This is a genomic window from Anaerobiospirillum sp. NML120511 (assembly GCF_023050955.1).
GTDB lineage: Bacteria > Pseudomonadota > Gammaproteobacteria > Enterobacterales > Succinivibrionaceae > Anaerobiospirillum.
The window spans coordinates 80206-106851 of the sequence record NZ_JALKIK010000014.1; the positions used below are offsets into that span (position 1 = coordinate 80206).

16 protein-coding genes are annotated in these 26646 nt (G+C 49.3%); 9 read left to right on the forward strand and 7 right to left on the reverse strand.

Annotated features, from left to right (window positions below):
• The first annotated feature begins 105 nt into the window (after window positions 1-105).
• On the forward strand, window positions 106-1353 hold the full coding sequence (locus MXE39_RS05765) for a hypothetical protein (RefSeq protein WP_246977736.1): 1248 nt from the start codon (window positions 106-108) through the stop codon (window positions 1351-1353).
• A gap of 394 nt (window positions 1354-1747) precedes the next feature.
• Here MXE39_RS05765 and MXE39_RS05770 read toward each other — a convergent pair whose 3' ends face one another.
• From MXE39_RS05770 to MXE39_RS05790, 5 genes are all read right to left on the reverse strand, one after another.
• Complete coding sequence (locus MXE39_RS05770; RefSeq protein WP_246977737.1) at window positions 1748-3586, reverse strand: AMP-binding protein; 1839 nt, start codon at window positions 3584-3586, stop codon at window positions 1748-1750.
• Between the two features lie 219 nt (window positions 3587-3805).
• The gene (locus tag MXE39_RS05775) at window positions 3806-5584 is read right to left on the reverse strand and encodes an AMP-binding protein (RefSeq protein ID WP_246977738.1); all 1779 of its coding nucleotides are present in this window, start codon (window positions 5582-5584) and stop codon (window positions 3806-3808) included.
• A gap of 189 nt (window positions 5585-5773) precedes the next feature.
• A complete protein-coding gene (locus MXE39_RS05780; RefSeq protein WP_348647470.1) occupies window positions 5774-7549 on the reverse strand; it encodes an AMP-binding protein in 1776 nt (591 codons plus the stop codon).
• Between the two features lie 648 nt (window positions 7550-8197).
• Window positions 8198-10066, reverse strand: a complete 1869-nt coding sequence (locus MXE39_RS05785) for an AMP-binding protein (protein WP_246977740.1) — start codon at window positions 10064-10066, stop codon at window positions 8198-8200.
• Window positions 10067-10287: 221 nt separating this feature from the next.
• Window positions 10288-11400: a hypothetical protein gene (locus MXE39_RS05790; protein ID WP_246977741.1), complete on the reverse strand. Its 1113-nt coding sequence runs from the start codon at window positions 11398-11400 to the stop codon at window positions 10288-10290.
• Between the two features lie 195 nt (window positions 11401-11595).
• Between MXE39_RS05790 and MXE39_RS05795 the strand changes: the two genes are divergently transcribed.
• From MXE39_RS05795 to MXE39_RS05825, 8 genes are all read left to right on the forward strand, one after another.
• Window positions 11596-11811 (forward strand): hypothetical protein, encoded by a 216-nt coding sequence (locus MXE39_RS05795; protein WP_246977742.1) that lies wholly within the window; start codon window positions 11596-11598, stop codon window positions 11809-11811.
• Between the two features lie 99 nt (window positions 11812-11910).
• Window positions 11911-13050, forward strand: coding sequence for a hypothetical protein (locus MXE39_RS05800; protein ID WP_246977743.1), 1140 nt, complete (start codon window positions 11911-11913; stop codon window positions 13048-13050).
• A gap of 966 nt (window positions 13051-14016) precedes the next feature.
• Entirely contained in the window at window positions 14017-14145 is a 129-nt protein-coding gene (locus MXE39_RS12945; protein WP_281503483.1) for a hypothetical protein, read from the forward strand.
• A 280-nt stretch (window positions 14146-14425) separates the two neighbouring features.
• On the forward strand, window positions 14426-15562 hold the full coding sequence (locus MXE39_RS05805; protein ID WP_246977744.1) for a hypothetical protein: 1137 nt from the start codon (window positions 14426-14428) through the stop codon (window positions 15560-15562).
• 294 nt (window positions 15563-15856) lie between these two features.
• Window positions 15857-16246 carry a DUF4878 domain-containing protein gene (locus MXE39_RS05810; protein WP_246977745.1) on the forward strand — a complete coding sequence of 130 codons (390 nt, stop codon included), beginning with the start codon at window positions 15857-15859 and terminating at the stop codon, window positions 16244-16246.
• A gap of 1395 nt (window positions 16247-17641) precedes the next feature.
• The gene (locus MXE39_RS05815; RefSeq protein ID WP_247073845.1) at window positions 17642-18067 is read left to right on the forward strand and encodes a DUF4878 domain-containing protein; all 426 of its coding nucleotides are present in this window, start codon (window positions 17642-17644) and stop codon (window positions 18065-18067) included.
• A gap of 938 nt (window positions 18068-19005) precedes the next feature.
• A complete protein-coding gene (locus tag MXE39_RS05820) occupies window positions 19006-19389 on the forward strand; it encodes a DUF4878 domain-containing protein (protein WP_246977747.1) in 384 nt (127 codons plus the stop codon).
• A 658-nt stretch (window positions 19390-20047) separates the two neighbouring features.
• Window positions 20048-20974: a YiiX/YebB-like N1pC/P60 family cysteine hydrolase gene (locus MXE39_RS05825; protein ID WP_246977748.1), complete on the forward strand. Its 927-nt coding sequence runs from the start codon at window positions 20048-20050 to the stop codon at window positions 20972-20974.
• A 1253-nt stretch (window positions 20975-22227) separates the two neighbouring features.
• Here MXE39_RS05825 and MXE39_RS05830 read toward each other — a convergent pair.
• Together MXE39_RS05830 and MXE39_RS05835 are read right to left on the reverse strand one after the other, a co-directional pair.
• Window positions 22228-25887 carry a hypothetical protein gene (locus tag MXE39_RS05830; RefSeq protein WP_247073847.1) on the reverse strand — a complete coding sequence of 1220 codons (3660 nt, stop codon included), beginning with the start codon at window positions 25885-25887 and terminating at the stop codon, window positions 22228-22230.
• A 394-nt stretch (window positions 25888-26281) separates the two neighbouring features.
• Window positions 26282-26646: hypothetical protein (locus MXE39_RS05835; RefSeq protein ID WP_247073849.1), on the reverse strand; the 365-nt coding region annotated here is incomplete at its 5' end.

The window sequence follows — 26646 nt, forward strand, 5'->3', positions numbered from 1 at the left end:
TCCATGATAACTCAGACATCTCACTTTACTGACATCAAAACAGACCTTCTTATCATATTTCCGCTCCTGCCATCACACAGCGCTTAGGACCCAAAGGTACATCATATGTTCAGCAACAATATCCATATGGAATTAAGTCGCTCACCTGATTTGAAGGTTCTTTATTCAGATCAGAAGCACCGTCTCATGCTCCATCCTGAATATGATTGCCGCTCTGCTCTCAATAAGCTAATTTATACAGTAAAGCCTCTGGCCCCAGCCGGAAAAAGCACCGGCGATCTGAGCATTGACAATGCCACAGCATCAGACAAGTTCATGAAGGTATGGGACAGCGCTGGCAAGCTTGTAGATGACAGCATGCTCCGACTGTCTGTACTGTTACGTATCTGTACCAGTGTCGGTCTTGAGATACTAAAAGGCAGTGCCAGTCACGTTCCCGGTACGATGGCAAATGAGGCAGCATCTGATTCTGATGCCCAGGGCAGTGGCCGTATATACGCGCTCACCACAGTAGAAGCCCGTAAACTTCTTGGAGACTCTCTTTCATTATGGAATGAGTCAGGCTATAAGGTTCCTGATGGACAGGACCTGCACGGAGTTGCTTTAAGCATCTACCTTCCATCCATGCCTGCTGAACTTTTTGACCCCGCTACATGCTTTATAATGCATTATGGTACATGGCACTGTCAGGAAAGTTTATTCAACAGGTGCTTTGCCGGTGTTATGGACCAGAATGTCCACTTCGACGGTGTTACTCTGCCAGTACCAGCCACAGACCCGGCATCAGATACAGCCCCATCAATTACTGCGCCCCTGGCTGATACTGCCCTGTCAAGCACTGCATCTCAGGGTGATACAGCCGTCAACGACGAGCGCTCATGGACCGACAAGATGGGAGATGCCAATTTCCTTGCCCAGTACGGGCTGGAGCCGTGTGACTTTGCGACAGTAGATGAGCTCTCTGAGATTTACTCAATAAATGACAAGGCCTTTGCCAGCCACTATCTGTATAACAACTTCAATAAAGAAGTCATAAAACAGCGCATTGAACAGGGTATGGTACAGGTGCTTCGTGACGACGAGGGTAATATCGAGTTTGTCACTGTGTTCAAGTGCCTGACAGAACGTGGCTTCATCGACTTCTTTGTACGCAATCCATGCTCTAAAAACCGTGGACTTGCCATGCAGATGACCGCTAAAAACATTGCTTTTGGCCGCATGAGGGGCTGGAATCGCATCACTCTATGTCATCTGACCAGAACCGGCGCACTCAAAAGAATATATACCAGTGTAGGATATCAGCCTGATCAGCCTTTCAACTGCATCATTTCCCACAATGGCCCGGCAATATAACCACCTTGATCCGCTCCGCCAGCCTGCCCGATACCATTAGAGCCCAGCCTGGCAGCAGACAGCGGCTGCACAGCCTGAGTATTCGCAAGGTGGCGGTGCCATACGGTTTCGGAGCCCATGTTCCTGCTGAAAACCCAGGTGTTCCTGGGCTGCATGACAAATTCAAAAGTCTGAAATGACAAACAGGCCCTGGCTTGATGCCGGGGCCTGTTCGTATGTACCGCCCATACTGTCAGCTGACCGCAGCGCCTGTGGGGCCTTATGGGGTCTGCTCCGGTCAATTGACCGCTGCGCCTGTGGGGCCTTATGGGGTCTGCTCCGGTCCATTGACCGCAGCACCTGTAGGGCCTTATGGGGTCTGCACCGGTCCATTGACCGCTGCGCCTGTGGGGCCTTATGGATGGAGCTCAAGTCCGAATATCTTAGGAGCTTTCTCCAGAATGATTTCCTTAATCGCTCTGCGGTCGACCTTGCCACTGGTGTTCAGAGGAAAAGCAGGCAGGAAGGTCATATAACGAGGCCACATATATCCCGGTAGTACCTGTGGCATCTGCTTTTTGACTGATTCGACAAGACTGCTGTCTGCACCTTCAATAACTGCTACTATTACCGGATGATCGACACCGTCGAAAGGTTCACAGCACTTTATCGCTCTTATCTGATGATCGGTTATGAAGCTGATCTTCTCCTCGACCTCAAGCAGTGAAATCCTGAAGCTGCTAACCTTGACTGTATCATCATTGCGCCCCAGATAGTGATAGCAGACAATTCTTTCTCCTGCCTTTCCATGATAGCAGTCATGTTCGAGCAACCTTACAGATGATTTGACAAGGTCTCCTGTGCGATACCAGTGGCGGCCATCGAGCTCAATAAAGGCCTGCCTGCCATTTTTCTGCCCTTTCCAGTAGCCAGGTGATACCTGATCGCCTGATATAAGCAGCTCACCTTGCTGACCTGCCGCAACCTCATCAAGATTTTCATCAACGATCCTGAACTCAATGCCCGGCAGACATGGTCCCATAGGCACATCGGCATAATAATCAAGACCCTGCTCTATTTCATCGGGCAGAGCCTCATAAGCTGTTACATGCACAGTACCTTCTGTAGGGCCATAGGCATTAACAATACGGGCATCAGGAAAGACCTTATGAAACTGTCTTGCCTGTGAGTACCACAGAGGCTCGCCAGCAAACACCGCCAGACGCAGACAATTTACTTTGACCCTGTCGATAATGCGCAGGCGCTTGAGGTATGCAATAAGTGGAGGGGTAGCCTGAGTGACAGTAATGCCGTTATCGGCGATATATTTATGAGGCACGGTTCTGTCGCGCTGCGACGGGCATACCAGTGTTCCGCCGCAGATAATTGCGCAAAGAGGGTCTGCAAGGCTGGTATCAAAGGTAATTTCCGCATAATGACTGAACACGTCATCACTGGTGAACTCGAAGAGATTCAGCAGCTTGTCAAGGTAGGCAGCATAATTGCCATGGGTAATCATGACTCCCTTGGGATTACCTGTTGTGCCCGAGGTGTATATGACATGCAGCAGGTCATCAGAGTCCACGGTGCCCACCAGTGCAGCAGCACCGCCTTCATCATCACCCAGATCCTTGAGCTCAAGCAGCTTCAGGCGCGATTTGAACAGAACTGCCCGTCTATTAAAATCATCATCAGCTCCAGTATCCCTGCCATCCGGAAAAGACTGAGTTTGGCGGCTGGCAGTATTGCGTGCTCTGTTATCAAGTTCACTCTCTATCAGTGCAGCCGTTTCTGGCAGGACAAGAAAGGTTATATCTGACAGCTGCACATCAGTCATATGCTCCAGGGCAGCGTCTGTTACTGAAAGGGCGCTTACACTGTCCATTAAGACATGGGTGCACTGAGCATGGGTAATGATAAAGGCAATACGGGATGCAGGATGAATTGGGGTAAGAGGTACGCACTCGGTGGCGGTCATCAAGGCTGCGTACAGACACTGGTAGGTCTCAAAAGACTCACGGGCAATGATACCAAGACGGCCAGCCTTGATATCTACAAGAGCTGCAGCCAGACTGAAAACACCGTTCTTAAGGTCTTTATAAGTATATCTGTTACCGTTTACTACCAGAGCAACTTTATTGCTCTCACCGTTCAACAGGCCATTATAAATTCGTTCAGGAATGCTTTTTCCTGATGCTATGGCTCCCAAAATAAGCTCCTTGATATTTTGTAAAGTGTTTAGTCGCACAATCATTGACGCAGGCATATCCACTGCTACTGCAGGCACATATGCAGTACAGGTACATGCAAAACATCTTGCACAATTGCTGATACAGTTTCTGATACAGGTGCTGATGCTGCTGCAGGTGCAGCAGGTGCAGGGAAGTATACGGTGATGTTCTGGCCACTGCATGCATGCATGGGAAACAAGGCGCTCTGAAGCCATATGTTAAAGGTGCTTTTGACGAACCCGCTATGGTCTTAAAGTTATCCCAAATTTCTCTGGTGCGACGCTGATGAGCATATCTTTAAGAGCGCGTCGGTCTACCTTGCCATTGGTATTGAGCGGAAACTCTGGCACACAGAGCATGAATTTTGGCCTCATATAGTCAGGCAGAACCTGAGCCATTCTGTCTTTGATGCTTTCCATATCCTTATCACTGCCACCCTCAATAAGTGCGGCCATGACAGTTACATCAAGTCCGTCATAAGTTTCATTGCAGGACACGGTCACTACTGCGTGCTCTGTGAGCATGGCCAGCTTTTCATCAACCTCATACAGGGAAATGCGGTAGCTGCCTACCTTGACCATATCGTCATTGCGTCCAATATAGTGCCAGCAGGTAAAGCCTTCACCTGCGCTGCCGTGCAGGCAGTCAGAGACTGCAGTGCCGGTGCTGGCCCTGACTATGTCGCCGGTACGGTACCAGCGGCTGCCATTACGCTCTATAAAAGCATTACTGTTTTTTGCCTCGTTGTGCCAGTACCCGGCTGTTACCTGATCGCCGCCAATCAGCAGCTCTCCAGCTGCTCCTGCAGCGACAGGTGCAAGATGCTCATCAACAGCCAGCAGTTCGACGCCAGTAAACGCACGGCCCAGAGGTACTATGGTGTACTCAAGGCTGTCATCTTCGAGATCAGCTGGTAATACCTCGTAGCCGCTTACAGCAACAGTAGCTTCGGTAGGTCCGTAGGTGTTGATAAGCCTTGCTGAGGGAGCCATTTTATGAAGCTGACGCAGCTGATGGAACCACAGCGCCTCGCCAATCAGGATACACATACGCAGTGATGGCAGTTTTATTCTGTCAACGACTCTTATTCTGTGCATGTAAGAAATCATTGATGGAGAGGCATGAAGAACCGTAATTGCATTGTCCAGCAGATACTTGTGAGGCGCTGCTCTGTCCCTGTCAGATGGACAGACCAGAGTTGCACCGCTGATGATGGAGCAGAGCACATCCTGCAGACTGATATCAAAAGTAATTTCTGCAAAATGTGAAAAGACATCGTCACTGCCAAACTGGTACATCTTAAGAATTCTGGTCAGATAAACAGCGTAATTACCCTGCGTTACCATTACACCTTTAGGCTCGCCTGTAGTGCCTGAGGTGTAAAGAATATGCATGATATTGTCTGCATCGACCTCCGGAACTTTAAAGTCCACATCATCTGCGGCCACGGCTTTAAAGTCAGGCAGAGTCACCAGTCGTGCTCTGAACAACTCGACCTTGCCAGATGTACCAGCCATGTCAGCAGTTGCAGCCGCGTCGGCTGCTTCGCCTGCTTTGGCTGATTCACCCTCATTGACTGATTCACCAGCACTGGCTAATAGCTGCAGTTGCTGGTCCAGTGCCTCATTAACAGCTATGACTGCTGACTCAGACGCAATAAAGGTGAGCCTGCTTATTTGCTCTGCAGACAGATAATCAAGCACGGTCTTTACCACGTCACCGGCATATTCACTGTCAATAAAGACGTGAGTACATGCCGAGTGCTCGATGATGAAAGCATTCTTGAGTGCAGGAAAACGTGGATTAAGGGGAGCTGCTGTGATGCCACTGAGAAGTGAGCCCAGCAGAGACTGATAAGTCTCAAAGGTACCACGGGTATACAGAGCAATCCGCCCGGCATTTAGATGCTTTACAAAAGAGGCAAAAGTGAATACTGCTTGCCTAAGCTCTGTGTAGCTGTATCTGCTCCCTTTAACAATAAGGGCACAATCCCGTTTACCCCCCCCCCATTGATAAACCATTATATATGAATTCAGGAATGCTTTTTCCTGACTCTATTTCAGACATCAATTTTCCTTATTCATTTTTCAAAGCGTTCAATTGCATAACCGACCGACACACGGACAGTATACAGGTGTGGCGAAGTGACTTCATGAACGCAAATGATCAACTTTTGAGCCATAGACCTAAAGGTACCTTTGCTCAATATGCTACGGTCTTAAAGTTAATCCAAACTTCTCTGGTGCGTTGCTGATGAGCATATCTTTAAGAGAGCGTCGGTCTACCTTGCCATTGGTATTGAGCGGAAACTCTGGCACACAGAGCATGAATTTTGGCCTCATATAGTCAGGCAGAACCTGAGCCATTCTGTCTTTGATGCTTTCAATCTCCTTATCAGTGCCACCCTCAATAAGAGCGGCCATGACAGTAAAATCAAGTCCGTCATAAGTTTCATTGCAGGACACGGTCACTACTGCGTGCTCTGTGAGCATGGCCAGCTTTTCATCAACCTCATACAGGGAAATGCGATAGCTGCCTACCTTGACCATATCGTCATTGCGTCCAATATAGTGCCAGCAGGTAAAGCCTTCACCTGCGCTGCCGTGCAGGCAGTCAGCGAGTACAGTGCCGTTGCTGGCCCTGACTATGTCGCCGGTACGGTACCAGCGGCTGCCATTACGCTCTATAAAAGCATTGCTGTTTTTTGCCTCATTGTGCCAGTACCCTGCTGTTACCTGATCGCCGCCAATAAGCAGCTCTCCAGCTGCTCCTGCAGCTACAGGTGCAAGATGCTCATCAACAGCCAGCAGTTCGACGCCAGTAAAGGCACGGCCCAGAGGCACTATGGTGTACTCAAGGCTGTCATCTTCGAGATCAGCTGGAAATACCTCGTAGCCGCTTACAGCAACAGTAGCCTCGGTAGGTCCGTAGGTGTTGATAAGCCTTGCTGAGGGGGCCATTTTATGAAGCTGACGCAGCTGATGGAACCAAAGCGCCTCGCCAATCAGGATACACATACGCAGTGATGGCAGTTTTATTCTGTCAACGACCCTTATTCTGTGCATGTAAGAAATCATTGATGGAGAGGTATGAAGAACCGTAATTGCATTGTCCAGCAGATACTTGTGAGGCGCTGCTCTGTCCCTGTTAGATGGACATACCAGAGTTGCACCGCATATGATGGAGCAGAGCACATCCTGCAGACTCATATCAAAGGTAATCTCTGCAAAATGTGAAAATACATCGTCACTGCCAAACTGGTACATCTTAAGAATTCTGGTCAGATAAACAGCGTAATTACCCTGCGTTACCATTACCCCTTTAGGCTCGCCTGTAGTGCCTGAGGTGTAAAGAATATGCATGATATTGTCTGCATCGACCTCAGGAACTTTAAAGTCCACATCAACTGCTGCCACGGCTTTAAAGTCAGGCAGAGCCACCAGTCGTGCTCGGAACAACTCGACCTTGCCAGCCGTATCAGCCATGTCGGCAGTTGCAGCCGCGTCGGCTGCTTCGCCTGCTTCGGCTGATTCACCCGCATTGGCTAATAGCTGCAGTTGCTGGTCCAGTGCATCATTAACAGCTGTGACAGCTGGCTCAGACGCAATAAAGGTGAGCCTGCTTATTTGCTCTGCTGGCAGGTGTTCAAGCACGGTCTTTACCACGTCATCGGCACATTCACTGTCAATAAAGACGTGGGTACATGCCGAGTGCTCGATGATGAAAGCATTTTTAAGGGCAGGAAAACGTGGATTAAGGGGAACTGTTGTGATGCCACTGAGAAGTGAACCCAGCAGAGACTGATAAGTCTCAAAGGTACCACGGGTATACAGAGCAATCCGCCCGGCATTAAGATGCTTTACAAAAGAGGCAAAAGTGAATACTGCTTTCCTAAGCTCTGTGTAGCTGTATCTGTTTCCTTCAACAATCAGGGCGCAATTTTGTTTACCCCCCCCCCATTGATAAACTGTTATATATGCGTTCAGGAACGCTCTGTCCTGAGGCTATGGTATGCATAAATGCTCCGTTAAAAGGTGGGATATTTGCCCTGTTTATCAAAATCTGATTGTATTTCACTATTGCTACCTGGCCAGTGGGCCCCATTCAGGCTGATACTATGTATGTGCTTAAATATCAGCACTGACTGCAAAGCTGCTGGAAAGTTGCAGGATATTGAAATGCGCGTATAAACTTTCTTACTAAACCCGTAAAGAGAGTATCCTGGCGTATAAAAGCTGATAAGAGATCCAGCCTAAGACCAGGACCAGGCCATCCAGATTTAAACGCTCAACGGGCAAGTGACTTTAAACTCCCCAGCAGCCGGCATATTAAGCTGATAATGCTCTACAAAGCCGTTAGAACAACACATAATCTTGTTAGAACACGGTGCAAGGTCTTGTACAGTCGTGCACGTTGTTGTTAAGTCATAAAGTAGACTGAGATTCCCAACATTTAATGGGGGTACAACCTGATTCAGGTCAGAATAGAGCATGGCAGAGGGCTTTATGGCTGTATGACTGTTCCAGCACAGTGTCATGCCAAGTGCAGCATGCAGGCCGGCGCATGTACTCTATGCATGGCTGATATACTGGGCAGCGCCGGGCATTGCAGTTATGACGTGATGTCTTTAACAGCTATGGATTGAGTTTTATGCCGTACTCGTTCCTTGCCTTTTCAATGACCATGTTCTTGAGGGCCAGACGGTCTGTTTTGCGGTTGACGTTGCGCGGGAACTCTTCAATGCTGAAGAAGTGTCGTGGCTGCATGTATTTGCTGAGCTTTGAGCGCATTGCCTCATTGATGCTGGCCAGCTCCTCATCAGTTGCGCCCTCAAGAGCTGCAACGACCCTGGCCTCATCAAACTCTCCATTTCTTACAGTGCAGCGCATTACCTTGACTGGTCTGTCAGTCAGCTTGCCCAGCTGCTCCTCTACCTCGTAAAAAGAGACACGGTAGGTACCTACCTTCATCATGTCATCATTACGGCCAATGTAGCGGTAGCAGGTAAAAGTTTCACCGGCCTTGCCATGCAGGCAGTCCTCAGTAATGGTTTCGGTGCCGGCTACCACCTGATCGCCAGTACGGTACCAGTTAACACCATCCTTTCTGAAGAAAGCAGCAGCATTACGTTCAGGGCTGTTGTAGTAACCTGAAGTAATCTGATTGCCACCCACGATAAGCTCACCTGGTGTTCCATCAGGGACAGGATTACCCTGCGCATCGGCTACATAAACCTGTACGCTGTCGAACATCCTGCCCAGAGGTACTATGCTGCGGGGACAGTCGTCCTTTTCAAGCTGCGAAAATGGAACATCGTAGTAGCAGAAGATGACGGTACACTCGGTCGGACCATAGGTGTTTAACAGTATTGAGTTTGGAAAGGTATTGTGGAACATTTTCAGGTGATGCATCCACAGAGCCTCGCCGACAAAGATTGTCAGACGAAGGCTCTCAAACTTCTTTTTCTCCAGAACATGGATAGTGCTCAGATATGAGATTATGTGAGGTCCGGTATGCAGCACTGTGATCCTGTGATCATCAACATACTTATGGATTAGCATAAGATCGCGCTTATCAGGTATGACTACTGTACCGCCACATACCAGAGCGCAGGCAGTATCCTGAAGGCTGATGTCAAAAGTGGACTCTGACAGTGAGCTGAAGACGTCAGTCTCCCTGAGCTGGTAGCGTCTCATGATCTGGTCAAAGTAAATTGAGTAATTGTCCCAGGTGACAGCAACACTCTTGGACTGACCAGTAGATCCTGAGGTAAACATGAAGTGCATGATGGCCTCAGTATCAAAATCCTCCCCAGGATACCAGCTGGTTTCAGGCATGCCGTCAGCTGTGAGTGGGCGCGGCTCAAAAACCATGAGCTTGCTCTTCATGGCATCAATGCGCTCACTGATGTCAGGTATCTGTGCTCTCAGTACGCTCTCGTCCGATTTGCTCTGTGTTGCCTGATCAGTGCTGTCCGCTGCCTGGTGCAAAATTGCTGCTTCAGAACTTTGAGACAGGGCTGATCTGACTGCTTTGTCGCGTAACTCATCAAGTGCTTTAACTGTTGCTTTGACGCCATCTGCCAGGGCAAGGAAGGAAAGAGAGCTGATCTTTTCAGGGGACAGCTGAGTAACGACTGAGCTGACAGCACGCTCTGCAGCGTCTTCATCAATGAAAATATGAGTAAGCTCAGAGTGGCTGATGATAAAGCCATTACGCGGATCAGCAAATTCCGGATTAAGGGGAACGTTGGTGATATTGCTCAAGATTGAAGCCAGAACAGCAACACTGCCGAAATAGCTGTGACGGGCATAGATTCCCAGTCTAAGTCCAGGCTCACTACGCAGTTGACTGATGGTTGCAGCGAAGCTGAATACATCATTTCTCAGCTGAGTGTAGGATACATTATTGTCCTTATAAACAAGAGCGGTCTTGTCGCCGCCCTTTTCAAGGGACTTATAGAGCCTTTCGTGGAAGTTTGGGATTTCCTTTGACAGAGACATTATGTTTCCTTGATTGAGTAAACCTGTAAAGTTATCTGTGGGACGGGCAATACTGCCTACCATGCAGCAATGGCGTTTGTGATTATAAATATATAAATGCTAACCAAAACGGCTTATTTTCGGGCAATTATACAGAAAACAGAGCAGGGAACAATCACATCTGAACAGAACAGTTTTCGACTGAAATACTGTCCGGCTGTACTTGAAACCCTTTGAGTTTCTTATTTCCACCTGTCGTTGAGATCAGCTACCAGATATGTACGAATATCCATATCGCACTCCTCAACCATTCCTGATTTCAGAGCAAGCAGCTCTTTATCGGAAAGCTCTGGTCCAGTGCAGTACCACAAAGGATCTTCACGATTGCACTTCTCGATATTGGCAATCATGTACTCAAGAGATGCGCATATCATCCATGATGCTCCCAGAGGCAGGTAAACACAGCTCTCCGGGCCGGAATCAAAGTCAGGCCACCTGCACAGAGCCTGGAAGCACTTACGCTTGTCCGCCACTGTATTAGGGCAGAAAACACGCACATAGTAATAGCAGGTGTAATCTTCGGCATCCATATCCCAGCTGCCGTTAAAGCGTGTTTTAACCTTTCCTGTAAAAGATTTTAGAAAGCGATATGCATTACCGTCACGACGCTCCACATTATGTATAAAGGTCATGTAATAGCACCAGCCCAGCATGACATAACGGGCCTTTCTTGCCAGCAGGAATGAGGTTATAGAGGGTTCATCAAAGCGCAGACAGTCATTAGTAAAGCTCAGTGTACGCACCAGATTGTACTGTGACACCTCAGGAGGAGCTTGCCAGCAGCATTCATCATTTTCAGCGCAGCTGTCAGATCCTGAGTAAGGAGCATTTTCAAGACAGGAAAAAGGAAACAATCCTGCCTGAACTGCAGCTCCTTTGTAATTTTGACTGAGTTTTGAGCGCTGATAATGCTCAAACAGTCTGAGATCGTGGAGTGTCACCAGCAGATAGGAAAATACCGGGTCGACAGTGCGCACACCAATGCCATTATCAATACAGTAATTGGCAATCACATTTACAGTACTGCGTGTTGTCCAGGGATCAAAATCCTTACCATCACAAAAGGAGTAGGTATAGGCGGTTATGACAAGAATGCCATTTTCTCCCAGAACTCTGAACAGGGCATCGAGGTAGAAATGGCAGATGTGCTCTCCGTTGAGCTCTGGAACGCCAAAGTCCATGATACTGCTGTATATCACTGCAGTATCTCCTTCTTTGAGCCCGCCTTTCAAAAGATTGTCGATAAGATCCTGTTTAGTCCAGCGCTTCTTACTGTCTGTGGCTTCAAGGGTCATGTTCTTTTACCTTTGTCCCTGCATAAAGTTAAAATGCAAAAAAATCCGGAACAGTTTATACTTTCTGGAATAATAAGTTAACAGGCAAATAGATACATGGCTTTCAAAACGTCAATACGTATGCCCGAGTTGTTTATCCTTGTGGTTAGCTTTAATAAAAACCGCAGTACCTGTATGACAGGTTGAGAAATTTTGATGACTAAAGAAGAGTTCTACGCAATTTTTGAGCGTCTTACAGGAATAAAGGCTGAGGACAGCCTTGTCTATAATGATGAGCCCCGCTTTGACTCTGTTGCCATGGTCAGCCTTATTGCCGAGGTTGACGATAAGGGCTTCATTGTAGACATAGTGGATATTCTTGATTCTGAAAATCTGCTCGCTCTGTACCAGACAGTCGCACCTGCTGCCTGATCTGTCCTGAAAAGCGGATATTTCCTGAAACGTGTATACGCCCTGAAACGGGCTTTCACTCAAAGAAATAACAGACCATCAACCAAGCATGGAGACAGCATGCCAAGCAATAATCCATATCCTGATCTTTATGACTGCAGGGGTCTGCAGATTATGTACAGGGATACGGCCAATCAGCTGGTAACTCTGCCAGAGTTCTGGAGCCGGGATCACCTCAACTATCTTATTTACGTAGTTAAAGACCTGCAAGATGTAACTGAATGCCTGATTCCAGCGGATATTTCTGATCTGACCTCTCAGTGCACAGTTATGCTGGCCTATGACTCTCAGGGAAAGATTATAGCTGACGGGTGGCTGCGAACCAGCCTCCTCATGCATCTATGCTCTGTCAAGGGACATAATCTTCTTAAAGGCTGGCAGACAAGAAAACTGGGCGACGGCACCACAGAATACCCTCTTATCTATGAGCTGAGCAGTCAGCAGGTTGCTGATTTTATGGGACCGGCTGCCGATTATTTCCGCAGTCAGGGAGTTAGCCTCGACACAAGTGATAACTCCCGTCCTGCCTTGAGCATTTATCTGCCCAAAGCCCTGGAGACCCCGGTTGATCCGGCGACCTGCTTTGCCCTGCACACAAAGACTACCCCTGATCAAACACAAATGTTCAGAGAGCTTCTGGCCGGCTTTATGGACTGTGCGTTCTCTCTTACCGGCAAGTCAATTCCGGTTGAGTATGCGCCAGGAACATATCCGCAGGGAGCACTGGATCTTGGCCCTGAAATGGTTACCCCTGAGCTTCTGGCCTCAGCAGGTCTTGATGAGACCTGTTTTCCAACCATGGATGAGGCTGAGTTCATATATCAGCAATCATTCAACAAGTTTCCAGATGGCTATATCTACAACTACCTCAGTCACGATCTGGTATATGGGCGAATGGATCTGAAAACCCTTCTGGTGCTGCGCGACGAGGAGGGCAAGATTGAGATGTTTACGATTAACAAGCACCGCCGTCAGGGCTTTGGCTTTATCGATTATCTCATCAGAGTTCCTGAATCAAAGCACACTCATCTGGGAAGTAAGATGATGGACTTATTGATGCGTTACGCCCGCCTGCGTGGCTGGAAGTCAATAGCCCTGTGTCACGACAGTATGTCTCCTTTCCATGACAGCTACTACCGCTCTCTTGGATTTGACGACGCACCTGAGTACAACTGCATTACGTCATACGTAAAGCACTGACAGCGCATATGATCAGCCGTTTAAGGTTGACCAATTTCGTTTGGAGCGTTTCAGGTCGGCCCCTCGCATCGAGCCTTTCAGGTTTACAACCATAGTGTCGAGCGACTACGGTTTACCTCGCTTGTGTCGAGCGTTTCCGGTTCACCACCCTTGTGTAGAGCGTTTCCGGTTTACCTCCATCGTGTAAAGTGCCTCAGGTCGACCATTTGGCTTAACAACTACAAGGTCGAGCATATCCTGGCACCTGGGCCCCTACGCCCCTGGACTACTGCTGTCGCCACTGCAGTGAAATGTTATGCTCTCCATAATACAGCCCTTACGCTGCCGCCCAGGCAGGTGCCGATCATGCAGGTGCAGCTTATGCTTGTACTCCCTGGTTAAGGCCACGGGCACAGCATAAAGCCCTCTGCGTAAAATTCGCAGAGGGCTTTATCTTTTCCGGGCATGAGATTTGAATGCAGGCCTTTTATCTGCGCTCTGTTACAGTGCAGTGCCAGATTCTCGCCTGAGAGCTTTTTGCCTTATTTTAAGGACCAATATGTAAGACCAGAACGGTCAGGCAGGAGCTGCCTTTGGTGATGAATTACTGCGCCCTGGAAGTCCAGCATACGTAAACAATGACAATGCCCGGTGGGCAAGTGACCTGAATTTACTGTGTAGAGTGTTTTAAGGACAGCCGCTATGCACCAAATGTGACAAACAGCGGATAAACTTCCTGTAATAGTCTATTTCTGATGAAAACAGGCTGTTTTCGGGCTTCATGCTGGGATGATGCAGTTTGGATATTGACTTGGAACACCATTTTGGTGCACTCTGTGCTGCATTTTACCGCCTTATGCCCTGGCAGCAGTGCAGGGGTTGGCCTGTCTATCTAGATTACTGATATCATATCTGCAGTTTTACGGGCCCTCCGTATTCTAATCCCTGACATTTAACAGGCCTTATCGATACTTATTATTTGCACGTATGCAAGCTGCAGTATTAAGTTCACCTGCAAGCTCATCATCTCAGGTTCTGAAAATCGGCCCTGCAAATAGCGCCATCTGCTTTGAATATGGCGGTGCTGATAATGACAGACTGACCAGTGCAGGCTGAAGCCGAAGCCAAAGCCAGACTTGCTGAACATGATGCCTGCTGGTCCGGAAGCCACTGAGTAATGAGCTGAATATGATGCCTCCGAGCCAGTAAGCCCACTGAGAAATGAGCTGAATACGATGCCTCCGAGTCAGCAGGTTCACTGAATAATGAGCTGTGCACTCTGATCAGGCGATAATTTTGATGCGCGCGCCAGAAGGCGCGACAGGTAAACACTATGGCTGCTGCGGTGAGTACAATACGCCAGTCCTGACTGACAACGATCGCAAGGAACAACTCCATGCCAACCAACAATCCATATCCCGATCTGTATGACTTCAATGGTCTTGAGATCATGTATAAGGATGCAGCAAATCAGCTGGTGACCCTGCCTGAGTACTTTAATCGCGACGGCCTGTCATACCTGATTTACATCATCAACGATCTCCGGGATATTAACGAGACCGTGATTCCGGGATGTATTGACGACCTTACTGGCGACTGTACGGTAATGCTGGCCTATGATGCCGCAGGCGATATCATCCGTAACGGCTGGCTGCGCGCCAGTCTGCTCATGCGTCTGTGCTCTCACAGAGGACGTGCCCTTGCCCGTACCTGGAAGCGCCGCCCTATGCTTGATGACTGCGATCTCTTCCCTTTTACCTATGAGCTTACTCTCGACCAGGTAATTCAGCTGCTTGGGCGCAGTGCCGAGTTCTGGGTTGATCAGGGTTGCTGCTTTGAATTTGGCAATGGCTCAGGTCCTGCCATGAGCATCTACATGCCTCAGATCATCCAGTCATATATCGATCCAGCTGACTGCTTTATCGTGCACAACAATACATGGGCCGATCAGGTGGACATGTTCCGCCGCCTGCTGGCCGGCTTTATGGACCGCAGCTTCGCCTTAAGTGGCATGTCCATTCCTATTCGCTATGATCCAGGTACAGAGCCTCTGGGTGAGATTTACATGACTCCTGACATGATCACCAACGAGCTGCTCAATGCCTATGGTCTTGATGAGTCTTTCCTGGCCCGTCCAGATGAGGCTGAGTTTATCTACCAGCACCTGGTCAGCAAGTTCCCGGACAGTTACGAAAACAACTATGTCAGCCTCAACATGATCAAGTACCGTATTGCCAACAAGCTGCTGCTGGTAATGCGTGATGAGGAAGGCAAGATTGAAATGTTTGCTGTTACCAAGCACCGCAGACATTTTGGCTTCGTAGATTATTTCATCCGAATCCCTGACTCCAAACACCGTGGCCTGTGTCCGACCATGACCGAGGTATGCAAGTGCTATGGCCGTATGCGCGGCTGGCGTGTTCTGGGCGTATGCTACCGTGCAGACTCTGAATTTCTGCGTAATCTCTACACCAGCATAGGATTCCGATCTGAGCCACGCTTTAACAGCATTACCTCTTACGTAGGCCACTGATAACAGCCTGCGCCGCTGCAAGCCCCCGAAAGGGGGCTTTTGCTTTGTTAGCAACAGCAACCATTGCCCGCCTGCACGCAGACGGCATCTCAGCCTGCCCCTACAGCTGGTATCACAGCACACCATGCCTGGCTTTACCCGGCCATTGCCTTTCAGATCCTGCTTGCACAAATCACGTGCTGCAGGAAAAAACGGCCTTTGTATACCCTTATGTTCGGCCTGTGGCATAATGCACAACACAACATGCGGGCCTTATCTGAACGTCCCGGCCCTTATCATCAGGAGCTTATTAAAATGATGAAATTCATACGTAACACCCTGACTGCCGCAGCTCTTGCCCTGGCTCTTACTGCCTGTGGGGAACCAACCCAGCAGGTCTGTGCCACCTACATTGAGGGCATTTACGGAAATGATCCGGCCAAGGTTATGAGCACCTTTAATACTAATGATGCAGCTCCTGAGAAGGTAAGAGAAGTCCATGGCAAGCTCAAGCTCATTCTTGACGAGGGCCAGAAGGAGATTGCAAAGCGCGGCGGCATGGACTCCTACGAAATCGTTGATGAAAAGCGTGCCGGCAATGAATCTCTGGTTACTGTAAAGGTCAAGTTCAAGGATGGCTCTGTTGATGAGCACCAGGTACCTCTTGTCAAGGTCGAAGGCAAGTGGTACGTGACCAACATGTAGCCCGGCCCGGGAGGCAGACGACTTTTGCTTAGCTGAGCCTTATAGCAGCCTTATCCGGATCATTATCCGGAGCCTCGCTCCCACATGCTCCGATCCAGTCACCAGCTGATGTCGCATCTGCGTTATGTGCCTTGCCCGTGACAGCATTGACCCCGGTATAACCGGGGTCTGTCATTTTGGGCAGCGGTGCGTGCCCTGAGTTTTCGCAACCTGTACAGCAGCCGGGCAGCGGTCCCCATGTTCCCCCTGACGACACAGCAGCCACGCAACGGTCCCCATGCTCCCTCTGATTGCACAGCAACCGGGCAGCGGTCCCCATGTTCCTCCTGACGGCACAGCAACCGGACCGCGGTCCCCATGTTCTCCCTGACGGCTCAGCAGTACATCAGACTTTACAATGAGGATCTTTAAACACTGCTACAAATCAGTCTGCCCTTCGTTTGCCTTGCTATATCAAAGCATGTAGACCACTGAGGCATTAATGAAGGGCAACGGCGCATGCCGTAATCCTGTGCACAGAAACAGTTCCAGCAGTTGCCCCACTGCATACGGTTGTGCAGACTTATGCATGGCCATGAGGCGATCACAAAAGCATCATTTGTCGAATATTGCCGGTGTTGCTTTTGCAGTTAGTACTGCCCTGAAAATGAATGGCACAGGCAAGGAAGCTCATGCACAAGTCCTGGCTGTTTGATTGACCTTGCCGGGAGCTGTTGGCTGTCAGCTGTCATGTCATGTCATCTCAAAGAGTTTTTTCTTTCCAGGTATCAGCTAAGGCAGACAAAATATACTGACATCACCTGAACGGCACAGCCGGAATGGATGGCCTGAGCGGCCATAACTGTGGTTCCGAACAGATTCGGACCATTACATGCTTTTTTTGAATATAATAACGACTCTCTGTCATGTCGTAGACCAGTCAAACACACAGCTCCTCATTGATGAACCTGAGGATTTATCAAACAGCTTAAGGTCACTTCCTCTGATCACCATTAACCTGAGCGCCATACACTGTTGTGTTCTGGCTTTGTGTCCACTGTTTATCTGATTTCCAATCCCACTTACAGTTAAGCCTGGTACTGCAAATCACTGCCAGCAATATGTCTGACCACAAGAGCCTGAATACCAAACTCACAGGCCAGTCGAGCATATTCATCAGCATCAGACATATCGCATCTGTCTTGCTGGAGCTACTTAGCAGATCCAGCTTTATATCGATGCACTTAAGTACAAGAGTACATAACTGTACCTGAGCTGCTGCACTCGTGTTCGCTGCGGCTGGCTTCGAGCAGGGCTGCAGGACTGTGGATTGCCCTTTTCTTTTTTCATTCTTCGTGTTTAGTTGGAGAACATATCATGTTATCTAAATTCAAAACCCTCTGTGCAGGCCTTATCATGGCTGTTACCGTTGTTGCATGCGGCGGCGGTTCCACCCCTGAAGAGACAGCCAAAAACTACATTGAGGCTGTAGTTGCCTCAGATCTGGAGGCCGTCGTTGCCACAGTTAACATTCCTGATGAGTCCAAGCGTGAAGATATCAAGGGCAAGCTGGGTATGCTCATCGCAAGCTTCCAGGACAAGATTCAGAAGAACGAAGGTTTTGACAAGTACGAGATCAAGGACGTTGTAATCAAGGACAATGAAGCCACTTTAACCGTAATCTCAACCTTCAAGAATGGTGAGACCAATTCTGACGACTTACGTCTTATCAAGGTAGACGGAAAGTGGCTTATCAACCTCAAGCGCAAGTCCAGTGGCCTCTTTGATACCCGTAACTCCGCTCCAATGGAGCCACCAGCACCAGTTGAAGATCCACAGTAATCATTGAGGTCAGCAAGCACAGTAAGGGAAGAGCAAAAAGCATACGTGTGCTCAACCAGAACTCTTACCTCAGCTGACGCACTGATACCTGTTCTGACAGTGCAGTTACCGTCAGAATGAACCGCATCAAGGCAGCCTCTGGCTGCCTTGTCTGTTTCAAACATGCCATTTTGGCGCCATTCATTCCGGACCATTCAAAAAAGCAGCGTTTCTTTGCAATGGCCTGACATCCCTCCCTGAGCTCAACATATGGCTAACCTGCCCAGCAGGTAATAACAGCCCTGGCCATTGGGCTGCTCGTCATGCGCTGTCTCTGGCATAGTCACCATGCGCGACGTAGCCGTAATCATGGCCCCCCGATGTCGCAACCTGCGCACTCGCCTGTAGTAATCCTGCACCGCCATGATGTCGTCATCCTGCGCACTCGCTTGTAGTAATCCTGCGCCGCCATGATTTCGCCATCCTGCGCTGTTCTGAAGTCCTGCGTGAAAATGATTATGTATCATGTCTGTTAGGCTCAAGCCTGATTCCTGCCTGCCTTTGCCATTGAGTCTGGCCTTAAGTCTGGCCTGCCTGAAGCGTGGCTGTTGCCTGGCATTTGCCACTTTGTGGCCTGTTTATGGGCTGTGACATTACTTTACGTCGGGGCAGATCTCAAAGCTACAAGTGAAAAAGTCCAAAAACCATTTTATTGGCGTACAATAGTGGCGCAGGACAGGTCCTGAATTTTCTCAGCCCAGGGCACTGCAGTTTTTCGTGCCTCCATTTGACCTGCACCGTCACTTTCTGTCCGTGCAAGCTCTGCAATACGCATCATGGCTCTGTAAGCATTTACGCTCTACAAGCTCATGAATAGCAGCGCATCAGGCCCAGCTCAGGACAGACATGCCCGTAGAGGCCTTTATCTTTGTCTTATATCCATAATTGTGGAGACACTCATGCTTAAGAAGCTTTACCTGATTATTGCCAGCCTGATGATGGCCTTTACCTTAACCGGCTGCTTTGGCCCAAGCCCTGAAGATACTGCCAAAGAGTATATGGATGCCATTATTGCTGATGATACTGAACGTGTACTGGCCACCCTCAACCTCTCTGATAACGAGAAGATCGTTGCCAAGGGCAAGTTTGCAGTAATCATGGCCACTGCCAAGAGCAATGCTGAAAGCCACGGCGGTTTTGACGGCTACTCCATTAACGATGTCCAGATTGTCGATAACCAGGCTACCATGAAGATCAAGACCTCCTATAAGGACGGAACTGTAGAGGTGAGCGACATCACCCTGGTCAAGGTAGAAGACAAGTGGCTTGTTGAAGCCAAGTAATCTTCCCCCGGTATCACTCTGGAAAAGCCCCGTAAGCTCTTTGAGCCCGGGGCTTTTTCATGCCCGGAACTCAATCTCGCTGTATCTGCAATCCCCTGAGAAAGCAAACCTGAGCAGGCACGCCTGCCCTGCCGTACAGGTTCCATGCATCACGACCACCAGCGGCTCAGCCACGTATCCTGCCCATAGCTGTACTGCAGCACCAGTGAGCCTGTGACTTACCACCTCCTGCAGCACCGGTGAGCCTGTGGCTTACCACTCTACTGCGGCGCCGATGAGCCTGTGACTTACCACTCTCCTGCAGCACCGGTGAGCCTGTGGATTACCACTCTACTGCGGCGCCGGTGAGCCTGTGGCTTACACCCTTCTGCAGCTTGCTACGCATGTCAATACTCATTGAGTCCTGAACCGGCACTGACAGCTCTTCACTGCTGAGCGAATGATTTGGGGTGCTGGCTGAAGCTGGGCTTACGTACCGGATTCACACTATGGTACTGGTGACCAGGCGCCACTTCACAGGTATATCAGGGGCCAGCAGAGGGCAGGTGATCACCAAAATGCACATGCTCAATGGATGGTGCTCTGAGGTACAGCCAGGTATTTGTGTGGTAAGGTATCATCCGCATGCTAAATTACTGATGACTTAAGGAGTCCTGCTATGGGCCTGTTTTCCCAAGATAATCAAGCTCAGCTCAGCCGACCTCGCCGTCGCAGGCTATGGGCTGGTCTTATTGCCAGTGCTGTGTTGCTGGCAGCTGGAGCCGGTACATGGCTTTGGACTGAGCGCAATGAGGTTGTGGCTTCAACTGTAGTTAAACTGAGCATGCAGACCATTGCTCCTCTTCCTGAGCTGGAGGTAGGTGACATTTTGCTGCGCATGGGCGTTGGGGCCGACAGTTACGTCATTGCCGCTGCCAGTGACTCGCTGTATTCTCATGCCGGAATAGTCAGTGCTGTCACCCCTGAGATCCTGGTAACTCACGCAACTACGGCTGATGATGCAGGGTCAAAATTTGAAGGCGTGATTACCATTCCCATTGCCAACTTTGTCTCCGAGGCCTCACGCATAGCCGTAGTGCGCTATCCGGGCCTTGATGAGGCAGAAAAGCCGCTCGTAACGTCCTATCTTAAAAGCATGGAAGGTGAGCCTTTCAGCCTCAGTCAGGACTCTGACAGTATCTACTGCTCAAATCTGGTGCTTTATGCCCTGCAGGATCATGTTCAGATCAAAGTTGAGCCGCAGAAAGTCGACATGCCTCTCTTTGATGGCACTTTCTACTTTCCTCAGGCTTTTCTTGATGACAGTCAGGCACAGCTGCTATACGTATACCCTGATGTTCAACCAGCTACGGTCCCATCCCCTGCCACCGCCCATGGCTCTGGCTCTGGCTCTGGCTCTGGCTCTGGCTCTGGCCCTGACACTGTCACAGCTTCAACCTGTGACTCAGCAACAGCCCAAGACCCAGACCAAGGTCAAGGACCAGTCCACACCTCAACTCAGGGTTCATTACCCGCCTCAGGCTCAGCGCCAGACTCAACTAAGGCAGGGCAATCATCATCCTCTGAGCAATCTGACAAGCCATGATACCCTGTAAATCCAAGTGCCTCCTACCGTAAACCTCCTGCACAGCAGTTAGCAGTAAGGCCCACGCAAAACGTACCTGTCCACTGCAAAAGCTGTTTCCGCTCATGCATGCCACAGAGCTGCTCCTGGAGCTGCTATACCTCAAGTGTGCGCCACAACAAGCTACGGATATAGCCATGCTGCACCCATTGTGCAGTTCTGCATGTGTGTAAGTACTGAGTATCTCAAAAATGGCAGTATGATTCATTTTCCGGTCTAGTGCTCATTTCGTCCCTTCATGCTGAGCTCTGGCATCAGACAGCCCCACCTTTGACAAGCACTGACACTCTATAAAACACATTATCTATGTCTGTCATGGTATTTTACAGGTCATACATCCGCATTTTATCGCTGATTCTCATAAGCTATGGCTGACTGTTACCAATTGCCTCAAACATACTTTCATGCTTTATAAAACCATAAAGATTGTTATGACGGCCTAATTACCCAACTGACATCAAGAACAGTCACGAATGTCACGATAATCTTTTATACATGAATCTCTGCATCAAACATACAGCTTTGCTTTACAAAACTACATAAAAGCCGTTTAAAACATTTTGTATGCACGGCTCCAATCATCTCCACATCATGCATCACATCATGATCGACGCTGGCCGAATCAACTGTAATTACTCTATAAAACGTTATGTAATATTAGGGTTTACCCAGGCATGCGCTGACTGAATTGCCAAACAGTTAACCTGGTCTGAGATCAGCAATATGTGCTGAAGACAGCGTGGCTACTTTTGCTCAGCTGCTGATGTCTGGATAACTTGCAGGTTGCAGAATTAAAACTCACTGAGCTGCAGGCCAGGTGATGTATGAAGCCGGGAAACTAAACAGACGCTATGTTATGTGATCCTGCCCCTTGCAAAAGCAATTAGCATGTCTATGCTCATGATCTCACAGATAGATGGCCAGATCTGAGTTCGTATATGCGTACTTGACAGGGGATCTGCTTTTGACCGGTGATGGGAAATGACGGGTCAGGGGTGAGTGGTGAGTGTGAGATTATGACTAAAGGAGGGAAAGGCTGAAGAGTTGCCTTATGAATTGCAGGTTAAGACGTTACAAGCCTGTCGCGTGTTCTGGTCTGTGCTGGTATTGAGTGGCTGTGCTCCTAAATGGTGATTAGTTCGTGGCCTGCAAGGCCTGCTGCATGGCAGCGGCCGGAGGCCAGCCCGGACGATGCGCCTTGGCTTGCTTGATCATTAACGTGATTGCGGGCCGGTACGGCTCTGACGGCGGCTTCCTGAGACAGATTCGCCCACGTTATCATGATCATCAAAGCTGGTGCGTATGAGCTTGCAGGCTGTGTTAGAACGCAATGAGCAGGCCTGATGCAGGTAGCGGTGAGCCTTTACATAGTCAGGCGACACTGTGGTGTTGTCAGGAAAGACAGCACCATTTAAATAAATACGGCCCAGCTCCAGGCAGCCAATACCAAGATTAGGGTCGATAAGACGCAGCTCGTTAGTGATGGTACGGGCAATACGGCATGAGCGCAGATACAGCTCTATACCCTTTTGAGTATCAGGCTCGAAACCGGCATATCCGTTAATGTACATCGCGGCCAGATTGGCACAGGAACGTGGTTCTTCAAAGTTGCATCCTGTCTCCAGATAGCGTGAGCCCAGCTGGCGGTTGGCAATAGTGGTCTTGCCCATGGCGATAATTCCGCCGTAACGGCCGTAAGTGGACAGCAGCAGGCGGCAGCTCAGAGAGTGCTTGAGATGACAGCCACGTCTGAAAAACACAATGGAGTGCAGCAGGTGATCAAAAACGGCGCCCGGTATTGGAGCTCCTGGATAGTTGTCATGAGCATGAGCCAGATCTTCAGCAGCCTGCAGACGCTTTTTGTTATTGCGTTCCATGCTGGCCAGGGCATCATAATGACGTCCTGCCAGATAGCACGAATAACCTCTGCCATTGATGCACGATGATGACTCTTTCTGTAAATCTCCATGGCTTAAGAAAGGATCTTCACGGAAACGCAGGGAATATGAGGTTAGACGGGTAAAGGTCACTGGATTACGAGCATGAGTTCTGACCATAAGCTTATTATGACTGTGCTCAGGTTCAGAGCTGGCTTCAGGCTTTGTCAGAGTCGGAGCTTTAACCTTTGCTGCGCAGACCTCATCTTCAGGCTTATGCTCCTCTCCATCATCAATATCAGCATTTTCACTGTCTTCAGATTTCATGAGATACACGCCCATGGCAACCTGCTCAAGGGTAGGACCACCAATACCCGGAACTCCGTCTTCACTGCGACTGCGGGCACGCTTAAGTTCCGGAACTTCAGACCAGTGCTCACCTTCTGATGGAATCTCGCCCAGTACCTCACGATCACCCTCCAATGGGGTATAGCTTTCCTCAACGCTATTGACGGCCCCTGATTCATCTGACTGACCTGAAGCAGCTCCAGAGTCAGCTGCAGCTGTATGTGCATCTGCGTCTGTAGATTCAGAAGTGGCCGACGCAGCTTCTGAAGATGGTTTGTAAGCGTTTGCAGACTGACCAGTCTTCGCACTCTGTCCGGGCTGAACTGTCAGGAGTGAACTGGTCGTGCTTTTCTTGCTGTCCAGTGCAATGAAACGGGGAACATCATAACGAGGGTCATCGAACATGGGATGAGAGTATGTACCGCTGCTGCCAGTGGTAAGACCGGAGCTGTAGTTGCCATGACTGTCATCCACCCCATTCAACTGTCTGATATGCTTTTGCAGCCTTGCGATATCGGTAGAGCCACGGATCATTTCATGCAGTTCATTTACCGCACGACGGGCGCGCATATCATTTATGGTTGAAGTAATGGGGAGCTCTTCGCCTGAAGGGGCAGGTTTATTGCTGCCATGTGCGGAGACATGGTCGTAAAAGGCCAGAGAGTCGCTTTCATCATGTCTACGTCCGTAGCGCAGGCTGTCATGACTGTGATTGGTGAACTGATTATAGAACTCAGCATGATTGATGACATTACTGGAGTAGTAACGCTGTTCTGGCTCTCTTTTTTGCTCATCTTCAAGCAGCTTGTCGAGGTCATTATTTTTCTGTATGTAATCACCGAGCCTTACAGTTCCGGCAAACATACCTGGACGGCTGATTTGTGCAGCCTCAAGATTCATGGATGAGTTCTTTTCAGTACGTGTACTGCTTTCATAGCTTTGATCGCCTCCATATGATGACATGTAGGCATCCATAAACTCATCTGTCCACTGCAGCTGGTTCTCAATATGCTCATTATCATGAGCTACATCATTGTTTTCATACTGGAAGGCCTGAGCTCCAGTTCCGGCAGCACCTGCAAACGATCCGGCGCCCACGCGCCTGGCACCTGAGGCCCCGGCATCTGCGGCTGCTCCAGCAGAGGCGGAGGCTGCGCCAGATGGAGCAACAGCCGAACTGTTCTTGCCCCCATCACTGCCTTTCACTGCCGGATTGTTATGCTGAGCAGCTGCCTGAGTCTGGCTGTCTGCAGGGACTCTGCTGCGACGCATCGAGTCGGCCATTTCCTGAAGATCGATATCAGTGTCTATCTCATCTGATGACGCATAGACCAGAGAGTGGTCATAAGGCAGATCAGGATGGCTGTCACCACTTATTCCCTGATGAGAGGAGACTGACTGAGCATTTCTGTGCTTGTGCTGACTTTCACGCATTTTGCGGTTTTGAGCAGCGGCGGCATGGTCAGGAAGGTCAGTGCCATAAAGATTTGGACGGTAATCGTACTCCTCATTTAGTGAAGGGAGCTTTTCCTTTTGGGCGGCACGAACAGCAGCAGCATGAGCGGCGGCGGGTCCCTTATAAGAGGATCGGTTGGTAATATGGGCAGCAGCAACATCAGGGTCTCCGGCTGCACTATTATCATCACTGACAGCCCAGCTCCGTCCCTGGTTCTTCTTAATCTGGGAGGAGTAGAAAGCAGGTGCGGAGATGCGTTGACCAGAATCAATATCACTGTTGCGATACTTTGACTGATCTTCATGCGATGCATGGTGATTATTCAGTCGGGTATTTGATTCAGAGTCTTTAGCCAAACCAGAGCTTTTTGCCTTTGCTGTCTGCCCAGTAATGTCCACCCCGGCTCCAGTGAGCTCAGTGGGATCTGATCCTGCAGTTGCAGGAACATCACGCCCCTGATTCAGGCCAATTTCGGCATGACAGGCTGATTTATCTCTGGATTTATGGTCATGATAAGAATCAGCAACAGCCATTTTGCGGCGCTGCTCAGACTGTAACAGATCCTGCTGAGAAGACGACAGGCCCAGCTGATGGCTGTTCTGTGCCAGCTGATGGCAATGCAGGGTCTTCTCATGGCTGTCCTGTGTCAGCTGATGGCAATGCAGGGTCTTCTCATGGCTGTCCTGTGTCAGCTGATGGCTGCTCCGTCCCAACTCATTACTGCTCAAGGCTGACTTATGGCTGTCATTGAAAGGCTGTGGCTGGGAATTGAGAGCCGTCTGGTCACTGTCTGAGCAGTGGCTGTTGCGAGGCTCATTTGAATTACACTTTTCTTTGGCAGGCACCACACTGGTGTCGCTGACCTGATGAGGAGCAGGGACAAGGGCGGTATCAGAGAGGATTGAGCTTTGTGCAGAGGCAGCATGGGCTGGCCCGGCTGCGGATGCAGCAGGCTGGTCAACCATGGATAATGAGCTGTCCGGTGCAACTGTAATTATCGGGGTAACAGGGGCAGGCACCTGCTGCTCAAAAACATGAGCTGCAGCAATAGGATCGAATAGCAGGTCAGGCAGTGACGGTGGAGTCAGGACAGCTGCACTCACTCCGGCTCCAGGCAGGGCCAGTGCAAATATCACTATCAGGCTTCGACAGTCGACGGATCCTGATACTGGATTGTCAGACTTGATGAGCATGTTATGGCTTATACCGAAAAAACAAATAAGGCTGACGTTGCCTGGACATGATACAGGGCGCCGGTTGTGAACACTGATTCTAGATATTAATAATACAGCAAAATTCTGGGTAAAAAGGCCATGGAGCGCACATATCCAGACAAAAATAATAAGGCCCAGATTACGAAAAATACCGGATTTGTGACCAACTGTCCGATCTGAACGACAGACATCTGTCCCCTCACAGACAATCATGTCATAAAGATTCTCATCTATGGATTTTAATCAGTACTGAAGCCCAGTTATTGGAGCTCAGGATATTCTGTTTTAATAAAACTTTCCCAGAGTTTTGAACTATAAAAAGCTCTCTAATTAATAGATCTATGCAAATATGTACATAATTCTTAGTCAAGAGTTAGACATATACCCTTGTAGTCTTGCTGCCCGGTGGCCTTCCTGGACGCCGTTTTGCAGGCATAGGTCCTACAAATGCAGCATGAAACTCTCTAGTATGTTTTCGAGAGTATTTTGCCCATGGCCAGATTTTAGAAACGGGTAATGATGACTCCAAGGAAGTGGTGGTTTTCTTGTTTTTGGAGCCTGCTGGACGACCTGGCTTACGCTTTGCCGGCATTGGCCCAACAAATGAAGCCTCAAACTCAACAAGCTTCCTGTTTCTACTGCCAGCAGGTCGACCACGACCTCTTTTCTTAGGCATTGGTCCAACAAAAGACGCCTCTTGTAGTAGCGTCTTTTTGTTTTTACTTCCTTTAGGTCTGC

Coding starts and splice junctions, on each gene's coding strand:
- MXE39_RS05800 (WP_246977743.1), top strand. CDS start 11,911: ATGCCAAGCAATAATCCATATCCTGATCTTTATGACTGCAGGGGTCTG.
- MXE39_RS05810 (WP_246977745.1), top strand. CDS start 15,857: ATGATGAAATTCATACGTAACACCCTGACTGCCGCAGCTCTTGCCCTG.
- MXE39_RS05775 (WP_246977738.1), bottom strand. CDS start 5,584: ATGGTTTATCAATGGGGGGGGGGTAAACGGGATTGTGCCCTTATTGTT.
- MXE39_RS05770 (WP_246977737.1), bottom strand. CDS start 3,586: ATGATTGTGCGACTAAACACTTTACAAAATATCAAGGAGCTTATTTTG.
- MXE39_RS05765 (WP_246977736.1), top strand. CDS start 106: ATGTTCAGCAACAATATCCATATGGAATTAAGTCGCTCACCTGATTTG.
- MXE39_RS05795 (WP_246977742.1), top strand. CDS start 11,596: ATGACTAAAGAAGAGTTCTACGCAATTTTTGAGCGTCTTACAGGAATA.
- MXE39_RS05830 (WP_247073847.1), bottom strand. CDS start 25,887: ATGCTCATCAAGTCTGACAATCCAGTATCAGGATCCGTCGACTGTCGA.
- MXE39_RS05815 (WP_247073845.1), top strand. CDS start 17,642: ATGGCTGTTACCGTTGTTGCATGCGGCGGCGGTTCCACCCCTGAAGAG.
- MXE39_RS12945 (WP_281503483.1), top strand. CDS start 14,017: ATGCAAGCTGCAGTATTAAGTTCACCTGCAAGCTCATCATCTCAGGTT.
- MXE39_RS05790 (WP_246977741.1), bottom strand. CDS start 11,400: ATGACCCTTGAAGCCACAGACAGTAAGAAGCGCTGGACTAAACAGGAT.
- MXE39_RS05785 (WP_246977740.1), bottom strand. CDS start 10,066: ATGTCTCTGTCAAAGGAAATCCCAAACTTCCACGAAAGGCTCTATAAG.
- MXE39_RS05805 (WP_246977744.1), top strand. CDS start 14,426: ATGCCAACCAACAATCCATATCCCGATCTGTATGACTTCAATGGTCTT.
- MXE39_RS05825 (WP_246977748.1), top strand. CDS start 20,048: ATGGGCCTGTTTTCCCAAGATAATCAAGCTCAGCTCAGCCGACCTCGC.
- MXE39_RS05820 (WP_246977747.1), top strand. CDS start 19,006: ATGCTTAAGAAGCTTTACCTGATTATTGCCAGCCTGATGATGGCCTTT.